This is a genomic window from Variovorax sp. LjRoot290 (assembly GCF_964253985.1).
Classification (GTDB): Bacteria; Pseudomonadota; Gammaproteobacteria; order Burkholderiales; family Burkholderiaceae_C; genus Variovorax.
Window position 1 is genome coordinate 2,987,037 of sequence record NZ_CAXURW020000001.1, and the last position, 12,920, is coordinate 2,999,956.

Below are 12,920 nucleotides of genomic sequence, written 5' to 3' on the forward strand. Positions count from 1 at the left end.
ATACACGGTAGACAATTCGCCATGCCCATCCGCTACGACATCACCCACACCACGATCTACCGCTACAACCAGCCGGTGAGCTTCGGCCTGCATCGCGTGATGTTCAGGCCGCGCGACAGCCACGACCTGCGCGTGCTGGCCACCGACCTGCAGGTCAGCCCCGAGGCCTACGTGCGCATGATCCAGGACCCGCACTCCAATTCGGTGGCGCTGGTGCAGCCGATGGGCGAGGCGACCGAGTTGCGCATCGTCTGCGCCTTCACCATCGAGCACGTGCCGGCGCCGATGAACGAACTGCCGCTGGAACCGGCCGCCGAGTACCTGCCCTTCGCCTATTCGGTGCAGGAACGGCTCGACCTCGAACACTATCTGCGCCCGCACCACGACGATCCCGAAGGCACGCTGATCCGCTGGGCCCACCAGTTTCTCCACACCGACAAGCCCAACAGCACGCGCGAGGTGCTCACGCGCATGAATGCGCACATCGGCCGGAGCCTGACCTACGCGGCCCGCGACGAGGAAGGCACGCAGACGCCGCTGGAAACGCTGGCGCTGGGCAGCGGCAGCTGCCGCGACTACGCACTGCTCATGATGGAGGCCGCGCGCCGGCTCGGCGTGGCCACGCGCTTCGTCTCGGGCTATATCTACGATGCCGCGCTCGACACCGGCAGCGTCGAGCCGGGCTCATCCGTCTCCGGCGCCGGATCGACGCATGCCTGGCTGCATGCCTACCTGCCCGGCGCCGGCTGGGTCGCTTTCGATCCCACCAACAACCTTCTGATGGGCAGCGGCCAGCTGATCCGCGTCGGCGTGGCGCGCGACCCGTCGCAGGCCGCGCCGATCAGCGGCAGCTGGTATGGCAAGGCGGAAGCCTATGAAGGCCTGGAAGCGACGGTTCAGGTGAAGCGCACCGCGGGCTGAAGTTCGACTTTGGCAGGAGCGTGTCATGACACTGTGTTTTTATACAGATAACATGGAGCGCCCTCCAAGAAAAACCCAAGGCGCCCGGCCATGTCATTCCCTCATCTTCCGAGCCCTGCTCCCCGGCAAGTCCCTCGTCTCTTCCTGATCACGCCGACCTCGCGGCGCCCGCTTTCGAACCCCGCGCCCTCACCGCACACGGACATCCGGCGCCATGCGGCGCGCGTGATCGCGGTCACCGTGCGTCACTGGTGGCCCTGAGCGGCTCCAGCCCGGTCTGCGCCGCTGCCACCACCGCCTTGGTGAGACGGTCGAGCATCGGGATCTTCAGGCGCACGTGATGCCAGTAGAGCGGCACCCGCAGGTCCACGCCTGGCACCAGCTCGACCAGCGAGCCGTCGCGCAGCTGCGCTTCGACCAGGCTCGCCGGGTTCGTGCCCCATCCGATGCCCGCGACGCAGGCCGCCACGAAGGCCTGCGGCGAAGGCAGCCAGTGCCGCGGCGTTTCGACCGGCTTGCCGCAGGCCGCCCGCAGCCATTGCGCCTGCAGCTTGTCCTTGCGGTTGAAAACCAGGCTCGGTGCCGCGGCCAACGCCTGCGCGGTCACGCCGTCCGCGAAGTGCTTCTTCTTGAAGGCCGGGCTCGCGGTGGCGAAGTAGCGCATGTGGCCGAGCGGCACGCTGCGGCAGCCCTGGCCGGGCTTGGCGCTGGCGGTCACGGCGGCCAGCACGGCGCCGGTGCGCAGCCACTCGGCCGTGTGCTCCTGGTCGTCGAGGCTCAGGTCGAGCAGCGCCGGCTCGCTCGCGCTGAAGGCCGCGATCGCGGGGACGAACCAGGTGTCCAGGCTGTCGGCGTTGACCGCCACGCGCAAGGTGACGCGCTGATCGCCGGCGTCGAGCGTGCCGAGCGCAGGCATGGCGCGCTGCAGATCGCGCTCGAGCATGCCAACCTGCTCTACATGCCGGCACAGCCAGGCACCCGCCTCGGTCGCCACGCAGGGCGAGCCGCGCACGATCAGCGCAAGGCCCAATCGATCTTCGAGCAGCTTGACGCGTTGCGACACCGCCGACGGCGTCACGTGCAGCGCGCGCGCCGCCCGTTCGAAGCTGCCTTCGCGCACCACCTGCGCAACGGCGGCCAGGGACAGGTAGTCGAGCAATGAAGTATTCCTAATGCAGCCGCAGAAAAGTTAACTGGACTGATTCTGCCGCAGCGCCAATCATCGGCGCATGACCCCCTTCGCCTTCCCCGCATTCGCCACCGGCTTCGGCCTGACCCTGGGCCTGATCGTCGCCATCGGCGCACAGAACGCCTTCGTGCTGCGCCAGGGCCTGCGGCGCGAGCATGTGTGGCCGGTGATCCTGTTCTGCGCGCTGGCCGACACGGTGCTGGTCGCCGTCGGCGTGGTCGGCATGGGCCAGGTGCTCGACCGCCTGCCGCTCGTGGCGCCGGCGCTCACCGTCGGCGGCGCGCTGTTCCTGCTGGTCTATGCCGCCTTCGCCTGGCGGCGTGCGCTGCGCCCGGCTGCGCTGCATGCGGCCGCGGGCGGTGCGGGCCGGAACTCGCTGCGCCGCGTGATGACGCAGACCGCCGCCTTCACGCTGCTCAATCCGCACGTGTACGTCGACACGCTGCTCCTGGTCGGCGCCGTCGGCGCGCAGCAGGCCGGCCTCGGCAAGGGCGCCTTCGTGGCGGGCACCGCGCTGGCCAGCGCGAGCTGGTTCGCGGGGCTCGGCGCCGGTGCGCGGCTCTTGGCACCGCTGTTCGCGAAGCCGGTGGCCTGGCGCTGGCTCGATGCGCTCGTGGGCCTGGTGATGCTGGTGCTCGGCGTGGTGCTGGCCGGGCAGGCGGTCTCAGCGCTGCGGGGCTGAAGCGGCCCGGGCCTCGAGTTCGGCCACCAGGGCGCGCGCCTCGTCGCCTTCAGGAATCGGTCGGCCGCTGTCGCGCCATGCAACCGCACTCTTGAAGCCCTCGACCTCGGCCTGGCGGCGGAACCACATGCCTTCGGGGTTGTGGCGCGTGATGCCGTCGAACACGGTGGCGAACATCTGGCTCTGCTCCAGCCCCATCGAGAGCCAGACCTGGTTGACCACCAGCTTGTGCATCATCAGGTGCGAGCGCGGCACGCCGGCGATGCGCTCTGCCAGCTTCAGCGTGGCCGCGTCGAGCTCTTCGGCCGGCACCGCGAAGTTGGCGAGGCCCCATTCGGCGGCCTGCGTGCCGTCGATGGTGTCGCCGGTGAACATGAGCTGCTTGGCGCGCAGCGCGCCCAGCCGGTAGGTCCACATCGCGGTCGTCGGGCAGCCCCAGACGCGCGTGGGCATGTAGCCGATCTTCGCGTCCTCGGCCATCACCAGCAGGTCGCAGCACAACGCGATGTCGCTGCCGCCGGCCACCGCGTAGCCGTGCACCTTGGCGATGGTGGGCTTGGTGCAGCGCCAGAGCGACATGAAGTCCTCGGTGTTGCCCTTCATCGCGGCGTAGTCGAGCATCGGGTCCCACGGCGTCTTCTCCTGCCTGCAGGGATGGTCGGCCGTGCCGTCGTGTGGCTTGCCCTCGGCGTATTCGCCCAGGTCGTAGCCGGCGCAGAAGGCGCGGCCCGCGCCTTCGACCACGATCACGTGCACCTCGTCCTCGGCTTGCGCCCACTCGACCGCGTGGCGGATGTCCGCCGGCGTGGTGTTGCCGATGGCATTGAGCTTCTCGGGCCGGTTGAGCACGAGGCGCGCGATGCGCGGGTGCTGCGGGTCCTTGTCGATCAGAACGGTGTTGAAGGTGGGCATGGGTGTCTCCTTGTGGATTCGATCCTATGGCGGCGGCCCGCGCGGCGGTAGGCCTTCCGGCGATCCCGCGCATGCGCTACGGCCAACGCCTAAATCCAACGGTGGATGCGCAAGGCCGCCGATCGGCGTCTGATGTCATGACGGCGCAGCAAAGTCGCGGCCCACTCGACGACACATCAATTCAGGGTGACCACCATGTACCAGGGCGAACGCTTCAACGGATACAGCCATCTGCTCGGGCTGATGCTGGCCACGGCCGGCTCCGCCCTGCTGCTGGCCAAGACGATGCCGGTCAACGACCCGGCCAAGACGGCGAGCGCGCTGGTGTTCGCGCTGTCGATGGTGACGCTCTACGCGGCATCGGTCCTGTTCCACAGCACGCGCGGCCGCATGAAGCTGTTCTGGCAACGCGTCGACCACTGTGCGATCTACCTGCTGATCGCCGGCAGCTATACGCCCTTCGCCCTGGTCACGCTGCAGGGCGCCTGGGGCTGGGCGCTGCTGATCGCGGCCTGGAGCGCGGCGCTGTTCGGCATCGCCCGCGAGCTGCGGCCCGGCAACCCGCCTGCGCCCTCGCTGGCACTCTACCTGGGGATGGGCTGGCTCGGCGTGATCGCCGCCGTGCCATTGATCGCGCGGCTCGACAGCACCGGCCTCGCCTGGCTGATGGCCGGCGCCGTGCTGTACTCGGCCGGCACGATCTTCTACCGCAACCCCCTCGGCTGGCGCCATGCGCACGGCACCTGGCATCTGTTCGTGCTGGCCGGCACCGCGAGCCATTACGTCACGGTGGCGCACTTCGTGTTGTAGCAACGCGAGCCGCCTTGCGGGCGGCGGCAGTGCTTCGGGCTTGGGTAACATGCCTCGCCCAGAAGCATTCGCATGAAAAGCCAGAACTTCTCCTTCCACCACCCGATCGCGTTCTGGGCCGGTTGCATCGCCATCATCGGCGGCGTGCTCGCGCACGTGCCGATGTTCATGATGGGCCGGCACACGGGCTACCAGATGGTCGGCATGGAGATGGACGCCACCATGCTGACCGGCATGGCGATGATCCCGCTTGGCGTGCTCTTGGCCATGTACGGCCTGATGCCGCGCATCGCGCAGATGCACAAGAGCCTGCACGGCGACAGCCACCTGCAGTTCCATGTCGCCGACGGCGTGCCGCTGAACGGCGAACACTGGAAGCTGGTGATCGTGCTGGTGATCGCGCTGGCGGTCGACGTGCTGAAGCCCGCCACGCTGGGCTTCGTGATGCCGGGCATGACCACCGAGTACGAGATCAGCAAGCAGACTGCCGGCGTGCTGGCGCTGGTGGCGCTCACGGGCACGACAGTGGGTTCGGTGGTGTGGGGCCGGCTGGCCGACATCTTCGGCCGGCGCGCGGCCATCCTGCTGTCGGCGCTGATGTTCATCGGCACCGCGATCTGCGGCGCGATGCCGGCCTTCGGCTGGAACCTTGCCATGTGCTTCCTGATGGGCGCCTCGGCCGGCGGCCTGCTGCCGATCACCTTCACGCTGATGGCGGAAACCGTGCCCGCCGCGCACCGCGGCTGGCTGCTGGTGGCGCTGGGCGGCGTCGGCACCTCGGCCGGCTATCTGCTCGCGGCCGGCTCGGCCGCGCTGCTGGTGCCGGAATTCAGCTGGCGCGCGCTGTGGCTGCTGGGTTTGCCGACCGGCCTGGTGATCATCTTCCTGGGCCGCTACATCCCGGAATCGCCGCGCTTTCTTTCGAACGCCGGGCTCGACAACGAGGCTCGCGCGGTGCTGGCGCGCTTCGCCGGCACGGGCGCAGCGACGGCAGCGAATGCGCAGGCGGCCGTGGTCGTCGCCGAGCAGGAGCCACCGGCCGGCGGCATCGCGCAGCTGCTGCGCGGCAGCCATGCGCGCATCACCTGGGGCCTGATCGTCTGCGGCGTGGCCTGGGGCCTGGTGAACTTCGGCTTTCTGCTGTGGCTGCCGACCAACCTCGGCAGCATGGGCATGGACGCCACGGCCGCGAGCGCCCTGCTCGCGCGCTCGGCGCTGCTGGCGCTGCCCGGCATCGCGATCGTGATCTGGCTCTACCACCGCTGGAGCAGCATCAAGGCGCTGGTGCTGTTCATCGCACTCACGACCGCGACGCTGCTGGTGTTCTTCGGCCTTGGCCTGGCGCAGGTGCAGTCGACCTTGGCGATGGTGCTCACCACCGCCCTGCTGCTCGTGAGCTCGAGCGGCGTGATCGCGATGCTCATCCCCTATGCCGCCGAGATCTACCCGGTGCACCTGCGCGGCACGGGCTCGGGCGTGATCGCGGCCAGCTCCAAGTTCGGCGGCATCCTGGGCGCGGGCTTCGGCGTGCTGGGCGTGTTCGGCCACTTCACCGCCTCGGCCTTGCTGATTGCGGTGCCGATGGCGGTCGCGGCGCTGATGTTGATCAGGAGCGGCATCGAGACGCGCGGGCGCGGCCTCGAAGACATCCAGGACCTGCTGGATGCCGGGCGCGGGACGGCGTCTTAGACGCTCGATGTACATCTAAAGCAAACATTGCTTAAAAGTGTGAAGTTTTCGCGCCTCGAATCGGGCTGCTGTCTGCGAACCTCGCGACATGACCCATTCGAGTGCCGATCTCGCCCTTCTCGAAAGTGCCCTGGCCGCCGTGGAGCGGCTGCTGCTCGCGGAGGGCAGTCGCGCGAGTCCCGCGCAGTCCAGCCTTCACATCTGTCTCAACTCGGCCGCTGCGCTGCTGGATGCCAGCCGCTCCTTGATGCGAACGCCGCGTGTCGACGCCGCGCCTGACGAACTGGAGCACGAATGGAAGACGCTGATTGAGCTGACGAAATCAGCCAGCCGATCGGTCTATCGTGCGACGCTCATCATGGCAGCGCAGAGGAATCTCGTCGCGGCGCAGCTTCCACAAGCAGCACGCGACGATGCGACTGCGCACTGAGGGCCTTTAGCAATGGCCCTGATCTGCCCCCAATGCAAGACAAAGAATCGATCTGCCGCCAAGTTCTGCATCGAATGCATCGGCACGCTTCCCACTGCGTTCGCCAGCGCTGACGCGCCGCGCGCCAGCGCCGCGAATTCCCTGTTCGGTTTCATGCGGAGAGCCGAGCAGTCGCAGGGGCCTGCTGCCGTTGGCGCGGCCCCTGCAGTTGCCGAGGCAGCGCAAACTTTTTCCAAGGGGATGTGGGTCAGCATTGCTGCCCTCAGCGTCGCGTTGATCGTGGGGGCCGCGGGCTGGCTGGTGGCGGGTGCCGGCGGCTGGTATCTCTACACGGCGGGCAAGGCACAGGTGCATCCCGTTCGCACGGACCCTTCGGCGCAGACCGAACAACGTGCTGCCTCGCCCGCCGCCACGGCCGAAGCGCCTGCCATGGTCACGGAACCACAGACCGAAAAGGTGCAACTCGCGCCAACGAAAGCGCCGGATCCGGTCCGGGCGACAAGCGAGCCGGCACAGGCGAAGTCCGTCAAAGCTCCGCGCAGCGCGGCCGCCACCGCGCCCGGCCAGGCATGCTCGGGCATGAACTTCGTCGTGGCAGCCCGATGCATGGCCGCCCAATGCGAGAAAGCAGAGTTCAGGGCGCACGCACAATGCACCGCGGTGCGCCGGCAGCAACTTCTCGAAGAGCAAAAGAGAAATCCGGCTGCTCCGTAGCCCGCCCCTTGTCGACGGCGGCATCACGGCCACTCAGTGAGCGCCGGGCAAGACGCCGCCGGCCTTCCTAGAATCGACCGGTGTTCGACGCGCGGCAGCCGCCGCCGGCCTTATCCCGAATAAGCAACGCATCGCCCGGCAACCCGCATGGGGACTGGCGAATAAGCATATCCGCATAAGGCGCGAACCAAAAAATAGTTTGTTTCCATAAGGCGCGCTTTTACATTCCCCGGCTCGCGTTGACGGGCCGTGGACGCACCGCCTTCCAGCAACTGACACACGATGTACCAATACACAGATTTCGACCGCCAGTTCGTGCACCAGCGCGCCGCGCAATTCCGCGACCAGCTGGAGCGCTGGCAGACCGGCAAGCTCTCCGAAGACGAATTCCGGCCGCTTCGGCTGCAGAACGGCTGGTACGTGCAGCGCTACGCGCCGATGCTGCGCGTCGCGGTGCCCTACGGCGAACTCTCCAGCGCCCAGCTGCGCGTGCTGGCCCGCATCGCGCGCGAGTACGACGAGCCCGAAGCCGAGGTCTACAAGACTGCGCTGAAGACACAGGGCAAGCTCGGCACGCACAAGCTGCCCACGCACTACGGCCACTTCACAACGCGCCAGAACGTGCAGTACAACTGGATCCCGCTGGCCAAGTCGGCCGACGTGATGGACCTGCTGGCCTCGGTCGACATGCACGGCATCCAGACCAGCGGCAACTGCATCCGCAACATCACGAGCGACGAGCGTGCCGGCGTCGCGATCGACGAGGTGGCCGATCCGCGGCCCTTCGCGGAGATCATGCGGCAGTGGAGCACGCTGCATCCGGAGTTCGCCTTCCTGCCGCGCAAGTTCAAGATCGCGATCACCGGCGCGGCCGAAGACCGCGCCGCAACCGGCTGGCACGACGTGGGCCTCAAGCTCGTGAAGAACGAGGCCGGCGAGCTCGGCTTCCGCGTGCAGGTGGGCGGCGGCATGGGCCGCACGCCGATCATCGGCACCGTGCTGCGCGAGTTCCTGCCGTGGAACCAGATCATGAACTACCTCGAGGCCGTGGTGCGGGTCTACAACCGCTACGGCCGGCGCGACAACATCTACAAGGCGCGCATCAAGATCCTCGTGAAGGCCGAAGGCCAGCGCTACATCGACGATGTCGAGGCCGAGTACAAGCAGATCCTCGAGCACGACGGCGCGCCGCACACCATCACGCAGGCCGAGTACGACCGCGTGGCCGCCTCCTTCGTGCCGCCCACGCTCGCGACCCGCGTGTTCCAGAGCGCCGAAGAGACCGATGCCGAGCTGTGCGCGCAGGCGGCCGACGACGTGATGTTCGCGCGCTGGCTGCAGCGCAACGTGGCGCCGCACCAGAACCCGGCCCTGCGCGCGGTCACGCTCTCGTTCAAGCGCATCGGGCAGGCGCCCGGCGACGCCTCGGCCGACCAGCTCGATACCGCCGCACGGCTGGCCGACCGCTTCAGCGCCGGCGAGGCGCGCGTCACGCACGACCAGAACCTGCTCCTGCCCTGGGTCCATGCCGAAGACCTGCACGCGCTGTGGCTCAGTGCCCGCGAGGCCGGCTTCGCCAGCGCCAACGTGCACCTCTTGACCGACATGATCGCCTGCCCCGGCGGCGACTTCTGCGCGCTGGCCAACGCACGCTCGATCCCGATCGCCGAGGCCATCACCGAGCGCTACCAGGATCTCGACGAGCTCGACGACCTGGGCGAGATCGACCTGCACATCAGCGGCTGCATCAACTCCTGCGGCCACCACCACAGCGGCCACATCGGCATCCTCGGCGTCGACAAGGACGGCAAGGAGTGGTACCAGGTCACCTTGGGCGGCTCCGACGGTTCGGCGCTGTCGGGCGCGGCGCAGCCCGGCAAGGTGGTTGGCCCCTCGTTCTCGGCGGCCGAAGTGCCGGACGTGATCGAGGCCGTGCTCAACACCTACCGCGATACGCGCCTTGTGATCGATGGACGCGGCGAGAGCTTCATCGACGCGCTGCGCCGCGTCGGCATCGAGCCTTTCAAGGCCGCGGCCAACGGTGCGCGCTTCAAGGTGGAGGAGGCGGCATGAACAAGACGCTGCGCATCCTTTCAGCGGAAGAACACGTGGACGACGGCGAGCCGAACGTGCTGCAACTGCCCAACGACGCCGACCCGCTGGCCATCGAGGTCTGCCTCGACGACGTCGACCGCATCGACCTGAACTTCCCGAAGTTCACCGATGGCCGCGCCTACAGCCAGGCCTTCCTGCTGCGTCGCCGCCTCGGCTTCAAGGGCGACATCCGCGCCACCGGCGACGTGCTGATCGACCAGCTGGTGCAGATGGAACGCACCGGTTTCTCCAGCGCCGTGCTCAGGGAAGGCGTCGACGCCTCCGCCGCGCAGCGCCAGTTCGACCGCTTCTCCGCCTTCTACCAAGGCGACGCGGTGCAGACCACGCCTCTTTTCAAGCGCGAAACGGCCTGAACGCCATGAACGCCATCTCGCTCTACGCCAAGCCCTCCGCCGATTTCGAGACCAAGCTCGCCGAAAGCGTGGCGCTGCTGCGCGGTGCGGCGCAGGAGTTCGCGCCGATCACGCAGGCCTCCAGCCTGGGCGCCGAGGACATGGTGGTGACCGACCTGCTGCACCGCTTTCAGGTGCAGTCCGGCATCTTCGTGCTCGAAACGGGCAAGCTGCATGCCGAGACGCTCGAACTGCTCGAACGCCTGCAGACCCACTACGGCCGCGAGGTCGAGATCTATCGCCCCGTCGCGGAAGCGGCGGCCGCTTTCGTGGCCGAGAACGGCGAGGAAGCGATGTACCGCAGCCTGGAGCTGCGCAAGTCCTGCTGCCATATCCGCAAGATGGAGCCGCTGGAGCGCGCGCTCGCGGGCAAGCGCGGCTGGATCACGGGCCTGCGGCGCGAGCAGTCCGGCGCGCGGGCCGAGGTCGAGCTCATCGAAGAGCAGGCGGAGCGCGTCAAGATCAATCCGCTGGCGAACTGGACCTGGGGCGACGTCTGGCACTACATCGCCACACACCAGGTGCCCTACAACCCGCTGCACGACCAGTTCTATCCCAGCATCGGCTGCGCGCCATGCACCCGCGCCGTGACCCTGGGCGAAGACTTCCGCTCGGGCCGCTGGTGGTGGGAGCAGGAAAGCGCCAAGGAATGCGGCCTGCATGTCGACGGCGCCGTGTCGTCGGTCATTCCGATTCGCGCCATTGCCTGAACCTCATTTTCTGATCTCCGAATACTCCTCATGAACGCCCGCACCGAATACGACCTGCTGCTGCAAGGCACGCACCTGCCCGCGCGCCTGTCCAACACGCAGCTCGACGCGCTGGAAGAAGAAACCATCTTCATCCTGCGTGAAGTCGCCGCCTCCTTCGAGCGCCCGACGCTGCTGTTCTCGGGTGGCAAGGATTCGCTGGTGCTGCTGAAGTGCGCCGAGAAAGCCTTCGGCGCCGGCCGCATTCCCTACCCGCTCTTGATGATCGACACCGGCCACAACTTCCCCGAAGTGACGGCCTTCCGCGACCACCGCGCGCAGGAACTCGGCGCCGAGCTGATCGTGCGCAGCGTCGAAGACTCGATGGCGCGCGGCACCGTGCGCCTCGCCCATCCGGGCGAATCGCGCAACGTGCACCAGTCGGTCACGCTGCTGGAGGCGATCGAGGAATTCCGCTTCGATGCGCTGATCGGCGGCGCGCGCCGCGACGAAGAAAAGGCCCGCGCCAAGGAGCGCATCTTTTCGCATCGCGACGCCTTCGGCCAATGGCAGCCCAAGGACCAGCGGCCCGAACTCTGGACCCTGTTCAACACCCGCCTGGCGCCCGGCGAACACTTCCGCGTGTTCCCGATCTCGAACTGGACCGAACTCGACGTCTGGCAGTACATCGAGCGCGAGCACGTCGCCCTGCCCTCGATCTACTACACGCACCAGCGCGAAGTGGTCGAGCGCCGCGGCCTGCTGGTACCGGTGACCGAACTCACGCCGCCGCGCGACGGCGAGAAGGTGGAGGTGCGCGACGTGCGCTTCCGCACCGTGGGCGACATCACCTGCACCTGCCCGGTCGACAGCCTGGCAGCCGACGCCGCCGACGTGGTGGTGGAAACGCTGGCAGCCGAAGTCAGCGAGCGCGGCGCCACGCGCATGGACGACAAGACATCCGAGGCTTCGATGGAGAAGCGCAAGAAAGACGGTTACTTCTGATGAGTGCGAGCACCTCCACCCCCGCCGCCGAAGCGGCAGCGATCCACGGCGACACCGGCACGGCCTTGCGCTTCATCACCTGCGGCAGCGTCGACGACGGCAAGAGCACGTTGATCGGGCGGCTCCTGGTCGACAGCAAGACCGTGCTGCAGGACCAGTTGGCCGGCGTACAGCGCGGCGGCGAGACCGACCTGGCGCTCCTGACCGACGGCCTGTCGGCCGAGCGCGAACAGGGCATCACGATCGACGTCGCCTACCGCTACTTCTCGACCGCACGGCGCAAGTTCATCATCGGCGACGCGCCGGGCCACGAGCAGTACACGCGCAACATGGTCACGGCCGCATCGAGCGCCGATGCTGCCGTGGTGCTGGTCGATGCCACCAAGCTGGCCTGGGCCGCTGAGGTAGAAGACGGCGAAGTGGTGCGGCGCGAGCTGCTGCCGCAGACGCGCCGCCACACGCTCTTGTGCCACCTGCTGCGCGTGCAGTCGATCGTTTTCGCGGTCAACAAGCTCGATGCGATCGCCGATGCCGATCTCGCCTTCGAACGCATCTCGGGCGCGCTCGCGGACTTTGCCGAGGCTGCAGGCGTGCAGGTCGCCGCCACCGTGCCGATCTCGGCGCTCAAGGGCTGGAACGTGGCCTCGCGCCACGGCAACTGGTGCGGCTACGAAGGCCCGAGCCTGATCGAGCTGCTCGAGGAACTGCCTGTCACCCAGCAAGACGAAGCCGTGCCCTTCGCCTTCCCGGTGCAGTGGGTCGAGAAGTTCTCGGCCTCGGCCGACACTTCCCGAGGCCGCCGCGTGTTCTGGGGCCGCGTGGCCAGCGGGCATGTGGAGCCGGGCCAGCGCGTCACGGTGCTGCCGAGCAACCAGACGGCGACCGTCGCGCAGGTGCTGAGCCACACGCGCCAGCCGAAGACGGTGCACGCGGGCCACAGCGCCGGCATCGTGCTCGACCGCGAGCTCGACGTCTCGCGCGGCGACTGGCTGCTGGCGCCGGACGCCTTCGAGCCCGCGCGCGAGATCACCGCCACCATCGCGTGGCTCGACGACGAGCCGCTGGTCGCGGGCCGCGTCTACTGGGCGCTGCAGGGCCATCGCTGGGTCAAGGCGAAGGTGGCGCGCATCGTCGATCGAGTGAACATCACGACGCTCGACTCCGAACCGGCCGACCGGCTCGAAGCCAATGCGATCGGCGACGTGGTGCTCTCGCTGCAGCAGCCGCTGGCCGTGCTGCCCTTCACGCAATCGCGTGCGCTGGGTTCGCTGGTGCTGGTCGATACCGCCTCCCACAAGACCTCGGCCGCCGTGCTGGTAAGGCCCGCTCTCGCAAAAGCCTAAAATTCGCCGTTTACCCGATCATTCCCCGC

Annotated in this window: 13 protein-coding genes; 11 read left to right on the forward strand and 2 right to left on the reverse strand. The window is 68.0% G+C overall.

The genetic code is table 11. The features are described from left to right. The first annotated feature begins 21 nt into the window (after positions 1–21). Positions 22–921: a transglutaminase family protein gene (locus tag ACSQ9A_RS14880; RefSeq protein WP_093108781.1), complete on the forward strand. Its 900-nt coding sequence runs from the start codon at positions 22–24 to the stop codon at positions 919–921. Between the two features lie 235 nt (positions 922–1,156). Here the strand turns inward: ACSQ9A_RS14880 and ACSQ9A_RS14885 are convergent, their stop codons facing one another. Next, positions 1,157–2,080 carry a LysR family transcriptional regulator ArgP gene (locus ACSQ9A_RS14885; protein ID WP_436304177.1) on the reverse strand — a complete coding sequence of 308 codons (924 nt, stop codon included), beginning with the start codon at positions 2,078–2,080 and terminating at the stop codon, positions 1,157–1,159. Between the two features lie 70 nt (positions 2,081–2,150). On the opposite strand from ACSQ9A_RS14885, the gene ACSQ9A_RS14890 reads away from it, so the two are divergent. Continuing rightward, positions 2,151–2,792, forward strand: a complete 642-nt coding sequence (locus ACSQ9A_RS14890; protein ID WP_093108783.1) for a LysE/ArgO family amino acid transporter — start codon at positions 2,151–2,153, stop codon at positions 2,790–2,792. On the opposite strand, the gene ACSQ9A_RS14895 is transcribed toward ACSQ9A_RS14890, so the two are convergent. Continuing rightward, a complete protein-coding gene (locus ACSQ9A_RS14895; protein ID WP_436304178.1) occupies positions 2,775–3,704 on the reverse strand; it encodes a crotonase/enoyl-CoA hydratase family protein in 930 nt (309 codons plus the stop codon). The genes ACSQ9A_RS14890 and ACSQ9A_RS14895 overlap by 18 nt on opposite strands. A 195-nt stretch (positions 3,705–3,899) precedes the next feature. On the opposite strand from ACSQ9A_RS14895, the gene trhA reads away from it, so the two are divergent. From trhA to ACSQ9A_RS14940, 9 genes are all read left to right on the forward strand, one after another. Continuing rightward, positions 3,900–4,514: a PAQR family membrane homeostasis protein TrhA gene (trhA, locus tag ACSQ9A_RS14900; RefSeq protein ID WP_093108785.1), complete on the forward strand. Its 615-nt coding sequence runs from the start codon at positions 3,900–3,902 to the stop codon at positions 4,512–4,514. A gap of 72 nt (positions 4,515–4,586) precedes the next feature. Continuing rightward, positions 4,587–6,203 carry an MFS transporter gene (locus tag ACSQ9A_RS14905; RefSeq protein WP_436304179.1) on the forward strand — a complete coding sequence of 539 codons (1,617 nt, stop codon included), beginning with the start codon at positions 4,587–4,589 and terminating at the stop codon, positions 6,201–6,203. Between the two features lie 88 nt (positions 6,204–6,291). After that, positions 6,292–6,633: a hypothetical protein gene (locus ACSQ9A_RS14910; RefSeq protein ID WP_093108787.1), complete on the forward strand. Its 342-nt coding sequence runs from the start codon at positions 6,292–6,294 to the stop codon at positions 6,631–6,633. Positions 6,634–6,645: 12 nt separating this feature from the next. After that, a complete protein-coding gene (locus tag ACSQ9A_RS14915) occupies positions 6,646–7,347 on the forward strand; it encodes a hypothetical protein (protein WP_436304180.1) in 702 nt (233 codons plus the stop codon). A 282-nt stretch (positions 7,348–7,629) separates the two neighbouring features. Beyond that, complete coding sequence (locus ACSQ9A_RS14920; protein WP_436304181.1) at positions 7,630–9,420, forward strand: nitrite/sulfite reductase; 1,791 nt, start codon at positions 7,630–7,632, stop codon at positions 9,418–9,420. After that, complete coding sequence (locus ACSQ9A_RS14925; protein WP_436304182.1) at positions 9,417–9,815, forward strand: DUF934 domain-containing protein; 399 nt, start codon at positions 9,417–9,419, stop codon at positions 9,813–9,815. The genes ACSQ9A_RS14920 and ACSQ9A_RS14925 overlap by 4 nt, the downstream gene beginning before the upstream one ends. Before the next feature lie 5 nt (positions 9,816–9,820). Beyond that, positions 9,821–10,564: a phosphoadenylyl-sulfate reductase gene (locus ACSQ9A_RS14930; protein WP_436296208.1), complete on the forward strand. Its 744-nt coding sequence runs from the start codon at positions 9,821–9,823 to the stop codon at positions 10,562–10,564. Positions 10,565–10,594: 30 nt separating this feature from the next. Further along, positions 10,595–11,548, forward strand: a complete 954-nt coding sequence (gene cysD, locus ACSQ9A_RS14935; RefSeq protein WP_093108792.1) for a sulfate adenylyltransferase subunit CysD — start codon at positions 10,595–10,597, stop codon at positions 11,546–11,548. Continuing rightward, positions 11,548–12,891, forward strand: a complete 1,344-nt coding sequence (locus ACSQ9A_RS14940) for a sulfate adenylyltransferase subunit 1 (protein ID WP_436290254.1) — start codon at positions 11,548–11,550, stop codon at positions 12,889–12,891. The genes cysD and ACSQ9A_RS14940 overlap by 1 nt, the downstream gene beginning before the upstream one ends. Positions 12,892–12,920: the final 29 nt, after the last annotated feature.

Coding starts and splice junctions, on each gene's coding strand:
- ACSQ9A_RS14910 (WP_093108787.1), top strand. CDS start 6,292: ATGACCCATTCGAGTGCCGATCTCGCCCTTCTCGAAAGTGCCCTGGCC.
- ACSQ9A_RS14895 (WP_436304178.1), bottom strand. CDS start 3,704: ATGCCCACCTTCAACACCGTTCTGATCGACAAGGACCCGCAGCACCCG.
- trhA (WP_093108785.1), top strand. CDS start 3,900: ATGTACCAGGGCGAACGCTTCAACGGATACAGCCATCTGCTCGGGCTG.
- cysD (WP_093108792.1), top strand. CDS start 10,595: ATGAACGCCCGCACCGAATACGACCTGCTGCTGCAAGGCACGCACCTG.
- ACSQ9A_RS14940 (WP_436290254.1), top strand. CDS start 11,548: ATGAGTGCGAGCACCTCCACCCCCGCCGCCGAAGCGGCAGCGATCCAC.
- ACSQ9A_RS14915 (WP_436304180.1), top strand. CDS start 6,646: ATGGCCCTGATCTGCCCCCAATGCAAGACAAAGAATCGATCTGCCGCC.
- ACSQ9A_RS14905 (WP_436304179.1), top strand. CDS start 4,587: ATGAAAAGCCAGAACTTCTCCTTCCACCACCCGATCGCGTTCTGGGCC.
- ACSQ9A_RS14920 (WP_436304181.1), top strand. CDS start 7,630: ATGTACCAATACACAGATTTCGACCGCCAGTTCGTGCACCAGCGCGCC.
- ACSQ9A_RS14925 (WP_436304182.1), top strand. CDS start 9,417: ATGAACAAGACGCTGCGCATCCTTTCAGCGGAAGAACACGTGGACGAC.
- ACSQ9A_RS14890 (WP_093108783.1), top strand. CDS start 2,151: ATGACCCCCTTCGCCTTCCCCGCATTCGCCACCGGCTTCGGCCTGACC.
- ACSQ9A_RS14880 (WP_093108781.1), top strand. CDS start 22: ATGCCCATCCGCTACGACATCACCCACACCACGATCTACCGCTACAAC.
- ACSQ9A_RS14930 (WP_436296208.1), top strand. CDS start 9,821: ATGAACGCCATCTCGCTCTACGCCAAGCCCTCCGCCGATTTCGAGACC.